Here is a 17,674-nt window from a genome sequence, read left to right on the forward strand (position 1 = left end):
CCAATGGCTTCATCGACCCGGCGGCGCGTCATCTGCTCCAGATCGGGGTCATATTGCAACAGCACCTGGCCATCAGACAGCACCAGTTGTTCATAAGGACGTTTGACTTCCCAGCGGAAGCGGCCCGGGCGCTGAAAAGCGAAGTCGCCCTGCTGCGGCGCGGCGCGGCTGCCGTCCTCCGCCTGTACCACCTGGCTGAATTGACCTTGCGCGGCCTGCACATCGCCAATAAACGCCTGCAACTGCGCGAGCGCATCTGCCCGCGCCAGCGCCGCGGAACTCATCAGAACCGCAAACAACATCCACTTGCGCATACCGGCCTCCCAGCCCAAAACGCTACGCTACATCATATGTTCAATGGCGCCCGACACCACACGGCGCCGCGCGTTCTCACGCGGCGCCACGCGCCCCCGCTCAGTCCGCGTCGTCGTCGCGCCTGGGCGCAAGAATTTCACGATTGCCGTTGGACTGCATGGGCGATACGACCCCCGATGCCTCCATTTGTTCCAGCAAACGGGCCGCGCGGTTGTATCCAATACGCAAATGACGCTGCACCAGGGAAATGGACGCGCGCTTGTTTTTCAGGACCACTTCCACGGCTTGATCGTACAGCGGGTCGGATTCGGCATCCGCGAAGCCCGTGACACTGCTGACGCCGTCACCGGTTTCCCCTTCCACCGCGCCTTCCAGCAGGCCGTCCACATAGTTGGCTTCGCCCTGCGCTTTCAGCGACTCAACCACCCGGTGCACTTCATCGTCAGAAACAAACGCGCCGTGCACGCGTTCCGGCAGGCCCGAGCCCGGCGGCATATAGAGCATGTCGCCCTGCCCCAGCAGGGTTTCGGCCCCCATCTGATCCAGGATGGTGCGCGAGTCGATTTTGGAGGACACCTGGAAAGCGATACGCGTCGGGATATTGGCCTTGATCAAACCGGTGATGACGTCCACGCTGGGGCGCTGCGTTGCCAGCACCAGGTGTATCCCGGCCGCCCGCGCTTTTTGCGCCAGACGGGCAATCAATTCCTCGATTTTTTTGCCGACCACCATCATGAGGTCGGCCAGCTCGTCGATAAAGACGACGATATGCGGCAAGTGGCCCAGCGGTTCGGGCGCATCCGGCGTCAGGGAGAACGGGTTAGGAATATTTTCCTCGCGCTTCTCCGCCTCACGAATCTTGGCGTTGTAGCCCGCGAGGTTGCGCACGCCCAGCTTGCTCATCAGCCGGTAGCGCTTTTCCATTTCGTTGACGCACCAGTTCAGCGCGTTGGCCGCCTGGCGCATGTCCGTCACCACCGGCGCGAGCAGATGCGGAATGCCTTCATAGACACTCATTTCCAGCATCTTGGGGTCGATCAGGATCAAGCGGGTATGGTTGGCATCCGCTTTGTAAAGCAAGGACAGGATCATTGCATTGATCCCGACCGATTTGCCCGAACCCGTGGTGCCCGCCACCAGGACGTGCGGCATGCGGGCCAGGTCAGCCACCACCGGATTACCGGCAATATCCTTGCCCAGCGCCATGGTCAGTACCGAAGCGCTGTCATGATAGGTGCGCGAACCCAGAATTTCCGACAGTTTGACCATTTGCCGGCGCGGGTTGGGCAGTTCCAGGCCCATGAGGTTCTTGCCGGGAATGGTTTCCACCACGCGGATGTTCACCATGCTGAGCGCGCGCGCGAGGTCTTTGGCCAGGTTGACGATCTGGCTGCCCTTGACGCCCGTTGCCGGCTCAATTTCGTAACGAGTGATGACAGGGCCGGCCTGGGCCGCGACGACAGTCACCTGCACGCCAAAATCCGCCAGCTTCTTTTCAATCAGGCGCGACGTGTATTCAATCGTTTCCTGCGAGACCGTTTCCTGCGCCTCCGGGGCGGGATCCAGCAGCCCCAGGGCCGGCAGGTCGCCCTGCACCGTTTCGGTAAACAAGGTCTGCTGTTTTTCCTTTTCAACCCGTGGCGACTTCTGCACTTCGCGTACCGCAGGTTCGATGCGGACGGGTTCGTGCACCATTTTTTCCTGTTTGGCGACGACCTGTTCTTCGCGTTCCGCCTTGGCGACCGCACCCACGCGCCGGTCCTGGCGCGCGCCATAGCCGTCGCGGATGCGGCACACCACGGCTTCGATCAGGAAGCCGATGCGTTCGGCCAGCCGCACCCAGGAAAAGCCGAAGAATAGGCTGAGCCCTATCGCCATCATGACCAGCAAGGCCAGCGTGCTGCCGGTAAAGCCGATGGTGTTTTGCAGGGCGCCTTTGAGCAGTTGGCCGATGACCCCGCCAGCACCGCTGGCCGTGGCGCTGGCCGCCGGCAGATCGGTGCCCCAGGAGTAGAAGCGCAGCGCTTCCAGGCCGACCGACCCCAATACGATCAGGCCGAAGCCCAGCCCTTGTTCCCAGCGGACGCGGGGCAGATCATTGGAAGCCTCATCTTCGGCCTGCAGCCCAAACATGCGCGCCAGGCGGCGATAGCCGGCACGCACTCGCTGCGCCAGCAGCACCACCCACCACCAGGCCGAGAAGCCGAAGATCAGCAAGAGGACGTCCGCGACATGGGCGCCGGCCACGCCGCCCATATTGGTGACATCCGTTCCCGGCATGGACGAACGCATCCAGCCCGGATCCTGGCTGCTCCAGGTATATAGGCTGATGCCCAGCCAGACGGCCAGGAAGGCAAACAATATCCAGCGCGCTTCGCGAAACAGCGAAGAAAGACGGCTCTGCAGCGGCGATGGGCCGTTGCGAGTATTCCGTGAAGAACGGGAGGATCGTGTGACCCGCGGCGCGCGGGATTTGGAAACAGGTACGCGAGGCATGGGGGTCATTATAATTGCTGCACTGTTCAACGAATGTAAACCTTGTCAGCCATGTCCACGACCAAACACGCCAAAGTCCTGATCCTGGGTTCAGGCCCTGCCGGTTATACCGCCGCCGTTTACGCCGCCCGCGCCAATCTGCAGCCTATGCTGGTGACCGGCCTGGCCCAGGGCGGCCAGTTGATGACCACGACGGAAGTCGATAACTGGCCCGCCGATCCGCTCGGCGTGCAAGGGCCCGAATTGATGGAGCGGTTCCAGAAACACGCGGAACGTTTCAATACCGAAATTGTTTTCGACCAGATCGACAAGGTCGATTTCAGTACGCGCCCGTTCCGCCTGCATGGCGATAGCGGCACGGATTACACGGCCGATGCGGTCATTCTGGCGACTGGCGCTTCGGCCAAGTACCTGGGCCTGCCGTCGGAGAGCGCTTTCATGGGCCGGGGGGTGTCAGGCTGCGCGACCTGCGATGGTTTCTTTTATAAGAATCAGGATGTGATCGTGGTCGGCGGCGGCAATACGGCTGTCGAAGAAGCGCTGTATCTGTCGAATATTTGCCGCAATGTGACGGTGGTTCACCGCCGCGATACGTTCCGCGCAGAGCCTATTCTGGTGGATAAGCTGATGGAGAAGGTCCGTTCGGGCAATATTTCCCTGAAGCTGTTCCATGAGCTCGATGAGGTGCTGGGCGATGAAAGCGGCGTGACCGGCGTGCAGGTGCGTGATGTGCAGACGGGCCAGCTCAGCAAGCTGGATGTCAGCGGCGCCTTTATTGCGATCGGCCATCATCCGAATACGGATTTGTTCGTCGGCCAATTGCAGATGCAGGATGGCTATATCCTGACGCGCAGCGGGCAGAACGGCCTGGCGACCATGACGTCGGTTCCCGGTGTGTTCGCAGCTGGCGATGTGCAGGACCATGTGTATCGCCAGGCGATTACCAGCGCCGGCACCGGTTGCATGGCAGCCCTGGATGCCCAGCGCTGGCTGGACGATAACGAAGTCCAGAAATGAGCGCCCGCGATAAGCCTTTGAAGGGTGGGCTGGAAGATCTGAAGCGTTTGCATCAGCAGGCGCGCGAGCGCGATGAGCAGCAGTTGGCGCGTCAGCGGCTGGCTGCGCGCCAGCTTGCCGCGGCCCCTGCTGCGCCGGGCGGGCGGGCCGCAGACCGCGCGACCGCCGCTGCCCAGGCGGCAGCCAGGCAGACGGCCCGGCCCGCGTCCGGCAGCCCATCATCCCGGCCAGCCAGCCCGTCTGCCGCGCTTGGCGCGAAACCTGATGCCGCAGCGGAGTTTTACCGGCCGCTGGGTGATGAGGATGATGGCACGCTGCTGTTGCGCAGTATGGCGGGGGTGATGCCTATCCGCCAGGGGCATGATGTCAATACCAGGGTTTACCGGTCCGCCCCCAGTGATGAGCAGTTGCGTAAGCGCCAGGCAGCTGCCGGCGTGGCGACGCTGGAGGAGGCCCATATTCCGGCCCCCGCCGTGTCGGATGAGTATATTGCCGCGCGCCTGATCGAGAACGGTACGGCGTATTTGCGCGCCGGGATGGCGCCCGATACGGTTAAGCGTCTGCGGCGCGGCAAGTGGCCGTTCCGCGCCGAGATCGACTTGCATGGGATGACGGTGGATGCCGCCCGCGCAGCGCTGATTCCTTTTCTGGCCAGCAGCCGTGCGCAGGGGCACCGCGGGGTGCGTGTGATTCACGGTAAGGGTTTGGGTTCGCCTGAGCAGCAGCCTGTGCTGCGCGAGAAGGTGAAGACTTGGCTGGTGCAGTATCCGGAGGTTCAGGCGTTTGCCCAGGGGCGTGAGGCTGATGGCGGCGCAGGGGCAGTGCTGGTGCTGCTGGCCGGGATGGACGGCAGCGACGATTGAGGGGTTCCGGCGGGAGGGTGTGCTGTTCTGGTGCGTTGCGTTGGGTCTGTTGCGCTGGATTCGTTGCCAGGGATCTTTGCTAAGGCCGCGGCAGGGCAAGCCTGAGCGCCGCGGCAGATCGCGTGGTTCCGGCATGGCCGGAACTTCCCGGGTTGGGCGGCGCCAGCGGGGCGGACGCACAACTCGCGAGGCGGACAGTCCACCGGACTGTCCGCAAGCGTCTCGCTCAAACATGTGCGTCCTTGGTTCCCCGCCAGCACCACCCAACCCGGCACGCTCCACTGCCCAGCACCACCTTTCCGCCACGGCGCTGGTTTGGGTGTAGGGCGTTGGGGTGTAGGGGTGTAGGGCGTTTGGGCGTCGGGGCGCGGGCCGGTGAGATAGCGCGTCGCTCCAGGCGAGCCTGGCTGGACGCTGCGTGGCGCTGGCCTGTGGGGTGCCTGCCCAGTATGTAGGGGCGGGTTTTATTTGCTGCTTGTCTGCTGTGCGGCTTGTATTCTGTGCCGTTTGCCCTGTTTGCCCTGTTTGCCGTTTGCGCTGCTTTTGCTTGCCGTTTTTCCGTTTATGTCATTGAGCGGCATGATTCGGCAGGCTGTGGCGCTTGGATGGCAGGCGCTTTGCCTGCCATCTGAGGGTTCGCCTCGCGGCGGTTTTACAGGCCTAGCGCGGCGACGCCGGCGCGGGCGATTTCAACGTCTTCGAATGATTTGACGCCGGAGACGCCAACCGCGCCAACGACATGGCCTTCAACGATGACCGGCACGCCGCCTTCAATCATGCCATCACTCAGCGGGACCGAGCCAAAGGCGGAGCGCCCCTGGTTGATGATGTCTTCAAAGCCTTTGCTTTCACGCCGCCCCATAGCAGCGGTACGGGCTTTTGCAGGCGCCATTTGTGAGGTGAAAGGGGATGCGCGGTCCATGCGCAGCAAACCCAGCAAGTGGCCGCCATCATCTGCAACGGCAATCGTGACCGCCCACTGTTTCTGTTTGGCATGGGCCTGCGCCGCTTCCAGGATCAGCGCTACATCGGACTGTGTCAAAAACGATTTTTGCTGCATAACAGACTCCCTGACTGAAACCATCAATAAAAATGTCGTACGACATGAATGCGGCAATATGGATTGCAGCAGGCTGGCATCATACCCATAAGACTGGAATCGCGTTCAATCTTGGGTTTTCTAGGCGGCAGCCGCAGGATTCCGTGAAACCGGAATGACGGGCGCGTCTTCTAAATGGCTTAGCGGCAGCCCGCCCTACCCGCCATGGCGTGGAAAACGCGCTGTTTTTCCAATGCCTCCAGTTGCCACGGGCTGTTCAAGACAAAAAATAGGACGTTAACGACATAAAGAACGAAATTAATAGAATATGTTCGAATTTTTCGTTAATTCCATTCTTTCATACGTTTATATGCCCGATTTACTGCCGGATTTGCTAAAATCGCCACTCACCGCCTAGCCACCAAGCCGGCGCTGCGTCAGCAGCCCTGCTGCCAAGCTTCCAACGACGCCCATGCACGCTGCCCGCCCCTTCCGTTCAGGCATTACTTCCTTTTTAATGTCTGCGCCGCGCAGTTTCATGGCATGCGGCGTGCTGTTTCTGGCTGGCTGCGCCAGCACCACTCCCCCCCAGCAACAACAAGCACGTCTGATCTCTCTTGAGCAGCAGAGCCATGCTCGCCGCCAACAGGCCGACGATAGCTCGCTGGACGCCCTGATTGCCAGTTATACCGCCAGACAGCGCGATAGCGCTGCCCTGCCGCGCAGCAATCTGGCTTCCGACCGTTACGCCAACCAAGATTCGTCCGATATGGACAATGCGCTGGTCAGCACGGCTCTGGAACACTTGGGCGTACGCTACAAATGGGGCGGTGCCAATCCCGATACCGGTTTCGATTGCAGCGGTCTGGTCGTCTATGCCGCGCGTGAGTCGCTGGGGCTGCAATTGCCTCGCAGCGCCTCCGAGCTGGCCCATGAAGGCAAGGCCGTCGCCCGCGCCGACCTGCAACCCGGCGACCTCGTGTTCTTCAACACGCTGGGCCGCCGCTATTCCCATGTCGGCATTTATGTAGGCGATAACCAGTTCGTGCACGCTCCGAATTCGAAGGGCGTCGTGCGTATTGAAAGCCTGGATATCCGCTACTGGAGCAAACGCTTCAACGGCGCCCGCCGCCTGTCGGCGGCTGCCAGCTAAGCTGCGGCGTCGTTTCCTGTCTTTTCTGCCTGGCGCCGGTTCTAACTGGCGCTTTTTTTGTGCAGCGTTTTTTTGTGCAGCGTTTTTTTATCCGGCCTTTTTTGTCTGAGTTTTTGTCCGGCTGTTTTCAGACCTTGTCTGCCTGGCCTGTTCAAACGGGCAATCTCTGATCTGATTTCCGGGAATACAACGCAAGCCGCGCTGACTGCTCGCATACCCGGCCCTCATATCCGACCTTCATGCCCGGCTGGCATACACGCCCCGCACAGCCAGCCTCTCCTCCCGCCCATCCCCCACAGCCAGCCTTGTGCGCTGACATGAACCGCACGCGCGTTCAGGGTATTTATGGCGTCCGCGGCATTCCGCCTGCTTATCCCGTACACATACCCTGAGCTGGCGACACCGCGCTGCCTATCCAGGCGCGGCGCCTATTCCTGGCGCAGTCTGGCACCAGCTTGCTGCCCCGCTCCTGCCCTGCTCCTGCCCTGCTCCTGCCCTCTGCGCCTGCCCTCTGCGCCTGCCCTGCGCCTGCCCTGCGCCTGCTCCTGCGCCTGCGCCTGCTCCTGCTCCTGCTCCTGCTCCTGCTCCTGCACGAACATTTTTACGCAAACGCGGCCTGGCAACAGAAAGTGCTGGCCCAAAAAAAGCCCGTTCGGGGAAATCGCTGAAAACGATTTACCCGAGCGGGCGCTGCATGATTTTTTCCTGATGCGGTCTGCCCTTGCAGGCACCGCCTAGATGCTATGAGGAAAAAAATCTTCAGCAGGAAGAACAGAGGCCGCACTGGTCCAGTGCCTGCTTCATGCTGCAAACGGAACGGCGGCAGGCCACAACCCGGACACCGCTGCGCATGGCCGCGCTGCGGAAGGTTTTCATGACATTGTGGCCAAGGAAATCAGTCAACAGAATGACCAACTCCGTGCCTGACGGCAGTTGCAGGGTCTTTTTCTGATGGGAGGGGTCACGGCCACTGATGTGGTGCGTGATGGCGATATTGTGGCCTTTCAGCAGATCCGGGATATTGCCCAGACGGTCTGCCCCGACGACGACGGCACTCAGTGATTGCGACATGGTTTTCCTCATAGCATCGTTACGATAGATGTAATGATAGTGATTCCTATTTGGAATGCAATAGTAAAAAAGTCGGGTATGCAGGAATATATTTCTATGCAAGCAATCCGATTGTTAGATTTTCACTATGAAGCCCACAGGCACTGCCCTCTCAGGCCTGTTTACCACCCTGCTTTTCACTGCGCCGCATCAAAAAAGCCGGCAGCCGCTTCCTGATTGAAAACGGGCTGCCGGCCTGATTGCCTATCCTGTTGCCGCCCAGGCCGCGCCTGGCGCTTACCAGGCAGGCCATATGGCTGTCTGGCGCTTATTCCGGCGCGATATCGCCACCGTGCTCCATGATGGCCTGCTGCACGACTTCACGCGTCAGCTGCGGCGCAGCCATTTCCAGGAAGGTATAGACGTAGTCGCGCAGGAATACCCCGGCCTTCACGCCGATACGCGTGGTGTGGGTGCCGAACAGACGCCCCACAGGCAGCCCGACCAGCCCGGCATCGCGCCGCGGGTCATAGGCAACACCGGCAATGATCCCGATGCCCATGCCCACATCCACATAGGTCTTGATCACATCGGCATCAATGGCTTCGAGCACGATATCCGGGTGGATACGCTGCGCGGCAAAAGCATCGTCCATGGCGGTTCTGCCCGAAAACGCCCGGTCGTAAGTCACGATGGGGTATTCGGCCAACTGCTCCAGCGAAAGTTTCTTGACTGCGCTGGAACGCAGATCCGCCAGCGGATGATCGGGGCGCACCACCACCACGTGTTCCCAGGTGTAGCAAGGCAAAGTCACCAGGCCCGGTGTCAGGGCCAGCGATTCCGTTGCGATGGCCAGATCGGCCTGGCCGTGCAGCACCATTTCCGCCAATTGGCGCGGGCTGCCTTCTGCCAGCGACAGATGCACTTTGGGAAAACGCTGCCGGAAAGCCGGGATCACCTTGGGCAGCATGTAGCGTGCCTGGGTATGGGTACAGGCGATGGTCAACCCGCCTTCATCGCGCCGCGCATATTCGTCGCTGACCTTTTTCAGGTTATCGACTTCCAGCATGATGCGGTCAATCACCTGCGACACCGCCAAGCCAGGCCGTGTGAGGCCCTTGATGCGCTTGCCGTGGCGCTCGAAGATTTTGATCCCGAGTTCATCCTCGAATTCCAGGATGGCCTTGGAGACCCCCGGCTGCGAGGTGTACAGCATCCTGGCGGCTTCAGTCAGATTGAAGTCGCGACGGATGGTTTCCCGGACAAAACGAAATTGCTGCAGGTTCATGGTGTGGCTACCTCGACATCGTAGCAACCGATTGTAGGGAATAAGGGGAGCAAAGCTTATAAATAATGCACATAAGCTATTGCCTATAGGCATAAGCTACTTCCCTGCGGCAAGCTTTGTCCACCCCCAGCCTATACGGCAAGCCGCCTTAGCAGCGCCAGCCATGGCTGATCTGTCGTTTTCTAAGCTGCCTATGCGGCAGGCCACAGGGTGAAGAGGCTCAACACGCGGTTGCCTCTTTTCTAAGCTGCCTATGCGGCGGGTCACATTTCTCTACGGGGCAGGCTCAAACTAAGCGCTGGCCCCGCTGCCGGTCTATCCGCTCCCCCAGGCCAGCCCCCTGCCCCGCAGCATGCCTTCCGGTTATGCAGCCGGCACGCTGGGCGCCTGTTTGGGTGCCTTGATGCGCATGCGGATATAGAACAGCCAGGCGGTCAGCAAGGCGAATACGGCATGCACTGCCCACACCCCGATCCCGAACGACAGGCTGCCTGAACCGATCCAGCTGCGCGACAGATTGATCAGGTTCATATACAGCAAGGCAATCAGGCCAGCCAGCAGCAGGTCCCCCGACCGCCCCAGGCGCGGGTTCACCGCCCCCAGCGGAATCGCCAGCAGCGCCAGATTCAATGCCGCCAAAGGCAGGGCCAGACGCCACATGATCTGCGCCCGCGAACGGTCGGTGCCATCTTGCAGCAAGGCGCCCAAGGGGCGTGCCTTGACGACGTTCTCGGCTTCCAGACGCGCCTGTTTGAGCGCCTCTTCGCCGCCACGGCTTTCCAGGCGAGCGCCGTAACGCTCGAACTCGGCCATGCGGAACTCCGGCGTGCCCGGCTTGAAATCGTAGCGGTAGCCTTCGCCCAGCACCAGGAAACGGTCGCCATTGTCCTGGGTTTCAATGCGCACCCCATCCGCCGAGACCACGCTGAGCCAGTCGTCCTCGTTCATGCGCAGGAATACGGTGCCCAGCTCGTCTTCTGGCGTCCGGGGCTCTTCGGCAAAGAATACCCGGGCGCCCCCGCTGGTTTCCAGGAACTGGCCAGCCGAGACTTTGGAAAGATCCGAGCGCTGTTCATAGCGCTGGCGGTATTCCGCAATTTGCCGGTATGCCCAGGGCGATGCCTGCAAGGTCAGCACGGCGATCAGAATGGCTGTCGGAATTGCGCAACGCAATACCGGCCGCAGCCAATCCAGCAGCGACAGCCCGCTGGCAAACCAGACAACCATTTCCGATTCGCGGTAATTGCGCGTCACGGTCGTCAGTACCGCGATGAACAGCGATACGGACAGCACGACAGGCAAGGCCGTGATAGTGGAAAACGCGGCCAGACCGAGGACAACATCGGCGCCGATGGAGCCGCTGGCGGCATCGCCCAGCAGGCGGATGAGCAGCACGCTCAGCCAGACAATGACGAGCGTGGAGAACACCACGCCTGCATGGCTGGTGATCTCGCCCACCACGGATTTCTTGAACAGGGACATGAAGATGCAAATTGCGGGATAATCGTTGCGTTCCTTATTGAATGCAACGGGAAATCCTCATGGAATTTAGCACACAGTCAACCGTGTCGCTGCACCGGATTAAAAGTGCCGCATTGGCCGTCGGCGTTTATGCCGATGGCTCGCTGACGCCAGACGCGCAGGCGCTGGACCGCGCCAGCCAGGGGCTGATTGCCGATGTCGTCAAACAGGACTTCCGCGCCAGCGCTGGCGCCACCCTGACGCTGCATCGCGTGGCAGGCATTACCGCCAGCCGCATCATCCTGGTCGGCCTGGGCCAAGCCGCGGATTACACCGCGGCAGCACATGCCAAAGCCGAGCGCGGCCTGGCAGCCGCCCTCGCGCAATTGTCCCTGTCTGATGCCGCCTCGACATTGGCCACCCTGCCCACCACTGACGCCAGCACGCTGCAAAGCCGTGCGCGCCAGGCGGCCCAGGCCGCCATCAGCGCAGGCTACCGCTACGACGCCACGCTGAGCAAAAAAGAGGATAAAGCCCCCTCAGGCCCGAAAAAACTCACGCTTATCGTTGCCCGCAATGAAGCCGCCGAAGCCCAACGCGGCCTGGCTGAAGGTGCCGCCATCGCCAACGGCATGGCCCTGACCCGCACCCTGGGCAACCTGCCGGGCAACGTCTGCACGCCGAGCTACCTGGCGGATGAAGCCAAGAAACTGGCCAGCAGCTATGACACCATCAAGGTTCAGATCCTTGAGCGCAAGCAGATCGAAGCCCTGAAAATGGGTTCATTCCTTTCCGTGGCCAAGGGCTCAGCCGAGCCGCCGCGCTTCATCATCCTGCAATACAAACCGGCAAAGGCCGCCAAAGGGAAAGCCAAAGCAGCCCAACCCATCGTGCTGGTCGGCAAGGGCATCACCTTTGACGCTGGCGGCATTTCCATCAAGCCTGCCGCCACCATGGACGAGATGAAATACGACATGGGCGGCGCAGCCAGCGTGCTGGGCACCTTCCGCGCCATCGCCGAACTCGGCCTGGAACGTGAAGTCGTCGGCCTGATTCCCTCTTGCGAAAACCTGCCCAGCGGCACTGCCAACAAACCTGGCGATGTCGTCACCAGCATGTCCGGCCTCACCATCGAAATCCTCAACACCGACGCAGAAGGCCGTCTGGTGCTGTGCGATGCCCTGACCTACGCGGAACGCTTCAAACCGGCAGCTGTGATTGATATCGCCACGCTGACAGGCGCTTGCGTTGTCGCGCTGGGCCATGTCAACAGCGGTTTGTTCTCGACCGATGACACGCTGGCCCAGGCTCTTCTGGACGCCGGGCGCGCCGCCCAGGACACCGCCTGGCGCATGCCGCTGGAAGATGCTTACCAGGAACAGCTGAAATCCAACTTCGCGGATCTCGCGAACATCGGCGGCCCTCCTGCCGGTTCGGTGACAGCCGCCTGCTTCCTGTCCCGCTTCACCCAGGCGTATTCCTGGGCGCACCTGGACATCGCCGGCACGGCCTGGCGCGGCGGCAAGGACAAGGGCAGCACTGGCCGGCCTGTCCCTCTGCTGGTGCAGTACCTGCTGAGCCAGCAGGCCTGAGCCTGAAGCATGGCGCGTATCGACTTCGCCTTCGGCGCAGCCGACCGCCTGCTGGCGGCTTGCCAGACTGTCCACCGACAGTATCTGGCAGGCCGCCAGTTGCTGGTCTTCTGCAGCGACACGCAAAGGCTGCAGGCCTTTGACCGCCTGCTCTGGACCTTCGATGACATTTCCTTCGTCCCGCATGTCGCCATCAACGACCCTCTGGCCGCCCAAACGCCTGTGCTGCTGACCCGCAGCCAGCCGGTTCCGCCGCCAGTCTCAGCGGAAAGCTGGCTGATCAATCTGGATGATGACTGCCCGCAGGAATATGGCCATTATGTCCGTATCCTGGAATTCGTCTCGGCCAGCGACACAGACCGCCAGACTGCACGGCTGCGCTGGCGCCGTTACCAGGACGACGGACACGACCTGAAGGCCCATGACCTTTCCCAGCGCTAACCTGGCTGCCTGCCTTGGCCGGCGCCACGGGCAACCCGCGCCGCGCTGGGCACAGGCTGCCGCCGGAAGCCGCCATTCTTGCCTTCGCCTCTTGCGCCAGATACTGACAGGCGCGGGGCGCTCCGTCAGCCCTGAGCAACAATCTGCCATGCGGGCGTTAGCGCCACAGGCAGAGAAGTTGAATTTTCAGGGAACTGTAAGCTATGCTATGTGTCTGAATTTGCGTCCGGGCATTCCATGCCCCGCACCCGGAACCCTATAGGAGCCGTCATGAATACCCAACGACCTTCCCCCTTTAATCGCTCGGCCAGCGCCCCAGGCGAGGTCGTGCGCAACCGCGTCTTGCGCAATACTTACTGGCTGCTGGCGCTATCGCTGATCCCCACCGTGCTCGGTGCGGCGCTGGGCCTGTCGATGAACTTCGGCGCCATGACCGCCGGCAGCCCTGGCTTGACCGCCATCTTGTTCCTGGCTGGCGCCTTCGGTCTGATGTATATGATCGAACGCAACAAAAACAACAGCCTGGGCGTGATTCTGCTACTGGCCTTCACCTTCTTCATGGGCCTGATGCTCTCCCGTCTGCTGGGCTTTGTGCTTGGCATGAGCAATGGCGCCCAGCTGGTCATGACTGCCTTCGGCGGCACGGCGATTGTGTTTGGCACCATGGCAACGCTGGCCACGACCATCAAGCGTGATCTGTCCGGCATGCAGAAATGGCTGTTCACCGGCGCCATCGTGATTCTGGTCGCCGCGCTGGCCAATATCTTCCTGCAAATGCCAGCCATGATGCTCACCATCTCGGTGCTGGCCGTCGTAATTTTCTCGGCCTTCATGCTGGTAGATCTGCAACGCGTTATCAATGGCGGCGAAACCAATTACGTTTCCGCCACCCTGGCCATCTACCTGGACGTTTACAACGTCTTTTCCAACCTGCTGGCCATTCTTGGCATCGCAGGCGGCAGCCGCGACTAACCGCCTGCCATCGGGCCGGGCGCCTGCAAGGGCCCGGGCCTGCCGCAGGCAAGCTTAAGTCAAAGCGTATTACCCCTTTTGCGTATTACCCCCCTGTATCCTGCCCGGCCCATCAGGCCTGCGGCAGGATTTTTTTTGCCTGCCGCCGACGTGCCTATCCAAGATGGCGGCCTGGGCCACGCTCAATTACGCAAGGGCTTTCCTGTCTTCAGGGTATGCGCAATCCGCGCCTGGGTTTCCGGCGTGCGCAGCAACTCGATAAAGACACGGCGCTCTGCGGCCAGCATCTGCGCAACCGGCGCCAGCGTTCCGCTTTCAGGCTGACCGCCGCACAGCACCGTGGCCGCTCCCAGCGCAACACGGTAATCGTGTTTGCTGATACGCCCGGCCTCGCGCTGAATGCTCAGCTCGGTTTCCAGCATATCCAGCCCCGCCTGGCCGGCGACAGGCAGCATCGCGTAGCGCGGCGGCGGCGCATACCCGGATTCCGCCAGCCCGCGGGCCGCCTTGATGCCCGAGTACAGTAATTCTCCCGGATGGAACAGGACGGTATCGCCATAACGGGCATAGCCCAGGGCCTGCGCCTCCCAGGCGCTGCGCGACGTGCGCGCCCGGGCCATATTCTGGAACAGCGGGCGCAGATGGGGCAGGATGGTTCCTGTCGCATCTGCCGTAGCGGCCAGCAAAGCCGCCCGTTGGGCGACATAAACGCACCCGCCGCCTGCGGGTATCAGGCCCACGCCCGTTTCCACCAGCCCGATGGACGTTTCCAATGCCAGCACTCGCCGTGCCGCATGCACGGCGAACTCGCACCCGCCCCCTAAGGCCATTCCTTCCACCGCCGCAACAGCGGGAACCTGCGCATACTGCAAAGCCTGAGAAACCTGCTGGAAACGCTGCAATATGCCATCCACGGCATCGAACTGCCCATTTTGCGCCGCCGCCAGCAACTGCTTCAGATCGGCGCCAACGGAAAACGGTGCCGGATGCCATAACACCAGGCCATCAAAATCCCGCTCGGCGCGTGCAATGGCTTGCAACAAACCGTCCAGCACCTCTTCGCCCACCGCGTGCACGCGCCCTTTGAAAGACACCACGGCAATGCGGGCATCCACCTCATCCAGACTCCAGAGACTCACACCGTCATTTTCCCAATGCAGACGGCGGTTCACTGCCGTGGTCTCGCCGACCAGCAACTCCGGCGCGCACTGGCGCCGATAGACCGGCAAAGCGCTGCGCGGATGCAGGCGGCCATCCCCTGCCCCATAAGACCCTTCGGCCTGGTGCACGCCCTGGCGCGACGAGGCCAAAGCCCAGTCAGGCAAAGGCGCATCCACCAGCGCCCGGCCGGCGGCAATATCAGCCGCAATCGCCTGAGCGGTGGCTTGCCAATCACTTTGCTGCCAGGTTTCGAACGGCCCCTGGGCCCAGGCAAACCCCCAACGCAGCGTCAGATCAAGATCCCGCGCGCAGTGCGCCACCTCTGCCAGATGATAGGCACTGTAATGGAAGACATCCCGGAAGATATTCCAGAGAAAACGCGCCTGAGGATCATCGCTCTCGCGCAGCGCGCGCATGCGCTCGGCCGGGTCGGCCAGTTTCAGAATGCTGGCCAGCGCCGCCGACATGCTGCCCGCGCCGTCACGGTACTTGCCGCTGAGCGTATCAAGCACCTGAATCACCCGGCCTTCCTTGCGATACACCCCAGCGCCTGACTTCTGCCCCAGCGCACCTTGCCGTATCAAAGCCTGCATCCAGGCCGGCAACTGAAAGTAGCGGTGCCAGGGGTCCGATGGCAGATACTCGGCCATCGTCGCCACCACATGGGAAAACGTATCCAGGCCGATCACATCAGCCGTACGGTAAGTCGCGCTCTTGGGGCGGCCGATGGCAGGCCCGGTAATGGCATCGACTTCATCAGGGGCCAAACCCATGGCTTCTGCATGATGCAAAGCCGCCAGCATCGCGAAAATACCAATCCGGTTGCCGATGAAATTCGGCGTATCCAGGGCACGCACCACACCCTTGCCCAGCCGGCTGGTCAGCCAAGACTCCAAAGCATCCATCACGCCTGCATCAGTATCACGCGCGGCGATCAGCTCCACCAAACGCATATACCGCGGGGGATTGAAAAAATGCACCCCGCAAAAACGGGCACGCAAGGCGGCGGGCACCGCATCGGCCAGCGTATTGATGGACAAGCCGGAAGTATTCGTGGCAAACACGGCATGCCCCGGCACATGCGGCGCCACCCGGTGATACAAATCCCGTTTCCAGTCCAGACGCTCGGCAATCGCCTCCACCACCAGATCACAAGCTGCCAGAGCCGGCAAATCATCATCATAATTGGCAGGCTGAATCAGCCCGGCGCGCGTGGCCTCGGCCAGCGGCGCCGGCTGCTGGCGCGCCAGATTCTCAATCGCCCGGGCCGCCGTCCCGCTACGCTCCCCGTCCTTGGCCGTCAGGTCATACAGCAGCACCGGAATCCCCGCATTCGCAAAATGCGCCGCAATCTGCGCCCCCATCACACCGGCGCCCAGCACCGCAACCTGTTTGACCATGAGCTTATCCAAGCGAATCTCCTGTTGACGGATTGAGCCGGCCGCCACACGCCAGCGCGGTCATCCGCCCAGCATAGCACTGGGCCGGAATGATGTACTGCGTTGCAACACGATCCATGCCGCGTTAATGACGATACCAAAACAGAAGCGGACGGCAGGCAAGGGAAGGACGGGTGCGAGGTAGCCAATTGGATTGGTTGAGCTGGCTATGCGGCAGGCCACTGCCCTGGGCGCTGGCCCTGTTGGTTGAATCTTTTCTAAGCTGCCTATGCGGCAGGCCACATTGGCGACCTGGCCGACACCATCAACTATCTTTTCTAAGCTGCCTATGCGGCAGGCCACGTATCTAGCGTAGCTATCCGCGAGGCGGTGATTTTCTAAGCTGCCTATGCGGCAGGCCACGCTGATGATGTCGCCTTCGCAGTGGTCGATCATTTCTAAGCTGCCTATGCGGCAGGCCACCACAGATCAGATGACGCGTGATGCGCTTGATGTTTCTAAGCTGCCTATGCGGCAGGCCACTGCTGACCCATTACTTGCTGCCCGGTGGGCTATTTCTAAGCTGCCTATGCGGCAGGCCACGTACATCTTCTAAACAACAACTTGGGCAGTACTTTCTAAGCTGCCTATGCGGCAGGCCACTCATACACCGGCTGCTGTCTTGTCCGCCTTTCTTTCTAAGCTGCCTATGCGGCAGGCCACTTTCGTGGGATGGTTGCTTGGTGCAAATTTGTTTTCTAAGCTGCCTATGCGGCAGGCCACCAGGGCCAGGATGGCCAGGGCGCAGATGGAAATTTCTAAGCTGCCTATGCGGCAGGCCACCCGCTGGCAACATGAACGGAGCATCAGTAGAATTTCTAAGCTGCCTATGCGGCAGGCCACCCGACCTTCCGGGGGAGCGGGGTTTATCCCGTTTTCTAAGCTGCCTATGCGGCAGGCCACAGGGATGCCGCCATTGCTGCGGCTGACTCTGCTTTCTAAGCTGCCTATGCGGCAGGCCACAGTATGTGTGCCAGTTCACGGACATGTACACATTTCTAAGCTGCCTATGCGGCAGGCCACCCATCACCTGCTTTACAACCAGATCGCCGAGCTTTCTAAGCTGCCTATGCGGCAGGCCACCTCGTGCCTTTTGCTGCCAGCTCTTTTTCCAATTTCTAAGCTGCCTATGCGGCAGGCCACGATTGAGCGTGCTGCAAGCGTCTATACGAGATTTTCTAAGCTGCCTATGCGGCAGGCCACACCATAACGGTGACTTGGTGAAGCTTCCTTCTTTTCTAAGCTGCCTATGCGGCAGGCCACGCCTCCTCACGCTGCTTGGGAGTCAACACCTTTTTCTAAGCTGCCTATGCGGCAGGCCACGTTGCAGCTTTGCGTAATGCCCCTATTGACAATTTCTAAGCTGCCTATGCGGCAGGCCACCAGA

At 61.3% G+C, this 17,674-nt stretch carries 13 protein-coding genes and 1 CRISPR repeat array (1 of these 14 only partly in view); of the genes, 6 read left to right on the top strand and 7 right to left on the bottom strand.

The genetic code is table 11. From position 1 onward, the window contains the following. Nucleotides 1-314 (bottom strand): outer membrane lipoprotein chaperone LolA (gene lolA, locus ACTJGZ_RS05875; RefSeq protein ID WP_441662009.1); only part of this gene is annotated, 314 nt, incomplete at its 3' end. 100 nt (nt 315-414) lie between these two features. Next, complete coding sequence (locus tag ACTJGZ_RS05880) at nt 415-2,811, bottom strand: DNA translocase FtsK (RefSeq protein ID WP_441662010.1); 2,397 nt, start codon at nt 2,809-2,811, stop codon at nt 415-417. 51 nt (nt 2,812-2,862) lie between these two features. Between ACTJGZ_RS05880 and trxB the strand changes: the two genes are divergently transcribed. Continuing rightward, the gene (gene trxB / locus ACTJGZ_RS05885; RefSeq protein WP_441662011.1) at nt 2,863-3,828 is read left to right on the top strand and encodes a thioredoxin-disulfide reductase; all 966 of its coding nucleotides are present in this window, start codon (nt 2,863-2,865) and stop codon (nt 3,826-3,828) included. Continuing rightward, on the top strand, nt 3,825-4,691 hold the full coding sequence (locus tag ACTJGZ_RS05890; RefSeq protein WP_441662012.1) for a Smr/MutS family protein: 867 nt from the start codon (nt 3,825-3,827) through the stop codon (nt 4,689-4,691). The genes trxB and ACTJGZ_RS05890 overlap by 4 nt, the downstream gene beginning before the upstream one ends. A 652-nt stretch (nt 4,692-5,343) precedes the next feature. Here the strand turns inward: ACTJGZ_RS05890 and ACTJGZ_RS05895 are convergent. Beyond that, nucleotides 5,344-5,751 (bottom strand): GlcG/HbpS family heme-binding protein, encoded by a 408-nt coding sequence (locus ACTJGZ_RS05895; RefSeq protein WP_441662013.1) that lies wholly within the window; start codon nt 5,749-5,751, stop codon nt 5,344-5,346. A gap of 496 nt (nt 5,752-6,247) precedes the next feature. Here ACTJGZ_RS05895 and ACTJGZ_RS05900 point away from each other — a divergent pair, with 496 nt between their 5' ends. Further along, nucleotides 6,248-6,883, top strand: a complete 636-nt coding sequence (locus tag ACTJGZ_RS05900) for a C40 family peptidase (protein WP_441662014.1) — start codon at nt 6,248-6,250, stop codon at nt 6,881-6,883. Between the two features lie 759 nt (nt 6,884-7,642). Here ACTJGZ_RS05900 and ACTJGZ_RS05905 read toward each other — a convergent pair. From ACTJGZ_RS05905 to lptF, 3 genes are all read right to left on the bottom strand, one after another. Beyond that, nucleotides 7,643-7,954, bottom strand: coding sequence for a DUF2325 domain-containing protein (locus ACTJGZ_RS05905; RefSeq protein ID WP_415832427.1), 312 nt, complete (start codon nt 7,952-7,954; stop codon nt 7,643-7,645). Between the two features lie 307 nt (nt 7,955-8,261). Then, nucleotides 8,262-9,221, bottom strand: coding sequence for a CysB family HTH-type transcriptional regulator (locus tag ACTJGZ_RS05910; protein ID WP_441662015.1), 960 nt, complete (start codon nt 9,219-9,221; stop codon nt 8,262-8,264). A 363-nt stretch (nt 9,222-9,584) separates the two neighbouring features. Next, complete coding sequence (lptF, locus tag ACTJGZ_RS05915) at nt 9,585-10,703, bottom strand: LPS export ABC transporter permease LptF (RefSeq protein ID WP_441662016.1); 1,119 nt, start codon at nt 10,701-10,703, stop codon at nt 9,585-9,587. 59 nt (nt 10,704-10,762) lie between these two features. Here lptF and ACTJGZ_RS05920 point away from each other — a divergent pair, with 59 nt between their 5' ends. The 3 genes from ACTJGZ_RS05920 to ACTJGZ_RS05930 all read left to right on the top strand — a co-directional run bounded on the left by ACTJGZ_RS05920 (nt 10,763) and on the right by ACTJGZ_RS05930 (nt 13,687). After that, nucleotides 10,763-12,274: a leucyl aminopeptidase gene (locus ACTJGZ_RS05920; RefSeq protein ID WP_441662017.1), complete on the top strand. Its 1,512-nt coding sequence runs from the start codon at nt 10,763-10,765 to the stop codon at nt 12,272-12,274. 9 nt (nt 12,275-12,283) lie between these two features. Then, nucleotides 12,284-12,715 carry a DNA polymerase III subunit chi gene (locus tag ACTJGZ_RS05925; RefSeq protein WP_441662018.1) on the top strand — a complete coding sequence of 144 codons (432 nt, stop codon included), beginning with the start codon at nt 12,284-12,286 and terminating at the stop codon, nt 12,713-12,715. A gap of 270 nt (nt 12,716-12,985) precedes the next feature. Further along, nucleotides 12,986-13,687, top strand: a complete 702-nt coding sequence (locus ACTJGZ_RS05930; protein WP_441662019.1) for a Bax inhibitor-1/YccA family protein — start codon at nt 12,986-12,988, stop codon at nt 13,685-13,687. A gap of 182 nt (nt 13,688-13,869) precedes the next feature. Here the strand turns inward: ACTJGZ_RS05930 and ACTJGZ_RS05935 are convergent, their stop codons facing one another. Then, complete coding sequence (locus ACTJGZ_RS05935) at nt 13,870-16,260, bottom strand: 3-hydroxyacyl-CoA dehydrogenase/enoyl-CoA hydratase family protein (protein WP_441662020.1); 2,391 nt, start codon at nt 16,258-16,260, stop codon at nt 13,870-13,872. A gap of 182 nt (nt 16,261-16,442) precedes the next feature. Beyond that, nucleotides 16,443-17,674: a CRISPR direct-repeat array (repeat unit 28 nt; unit sequence TTTCTAAGCTGCCTATGCGGCAGGCCAC) (it continues 1,256 nt past the right edge of the window).

The organism is Kerstersia sp., assembly GCF_052103615.1.
Lineage (GTDB): Bacteria > Pseudomonadota > Gammaproteobacteria > Burkholderiales > Burkholderiaceae_B > Kerstersia.

Coding starts and splice junctions, on each gene's coding strand:
- ACTJGZ_RS05880 (WP_441662010.1), bottom strand. CDS start 2,811: ATGCCTCGCGTACCTGTTTCCAAATCCCGCGCGCCGCGGGTCACACGA.
- trxB (WP_441662011.1), top strand. CDS start 2,863: ATGTCCACGACCAAACACGCCAAAGTCCTGATCCTGGGTTCAGGCCCT.
- ACTJGZ_RS05890 (WP_441662012.1), top strand. CDS start 3,825: ATGAGCGCCCGCGATAAGCCTTTGAAGGGTGGGCTGGAAGATCTGAAG.
- ACTJGZ_RS05895 (WP_441662013.1), bottom strand. CDS start 5,751: ATGCAGCAAAAATCGTTTTTGACACAGTCCGATGTAGCGCTGATCCTG.
- ACTJGZ_RS05900 (WP_441662014.1), top strand. CDS start 6,248: ATGTCTGCGCCGCGCAGTTTCATGGCATGCGGCGTGCTGTTTCTGGCT.
- ACTJGZ_RS05905 (WP_415832427.1), bottom strand. CDS start 7,954: ATGTCGCAATCACTGAGTGCCGTCGTCGTCGGGGCAGACCGTCTGGGC.
- ACTJGZ_RS05910 (WP_441662015.1), bottom strand. CDS start 9,221: ATGAACCTGCAGCAATTTCGTTTTGTCCGGGAAACCATCCGTCGCGAC.
- lptF (WP_441662016.1), bottom strand. CDS start 10,703: ATGTCCCTGTTCAAGAAATCCGTGGTGGGCGAGATCACCAGCCATGCA.
- ACTJGZ_RS05920 (WP_441662017.1), top strand. CDS start 10,763: ATGGAATTTAGCACACAGTCAACCGTGTCGCTGCACCGGATTAAAAGT.
- ACTJGZ_RS05925 (WP_441662018.1), top strand. CDS start 12,284: ATGGCGCGTATCGACTTCGCCTTCGGCGCAGCCGACCGCCTGCTGGCG.
- ACTJGZ_RS05930 (WP_441662019.1), top strand. CDS start 12,986: ATGAATACCCAACGACCTTCCCCCTTTAATCGCTCGGCCAGCGCCCCA.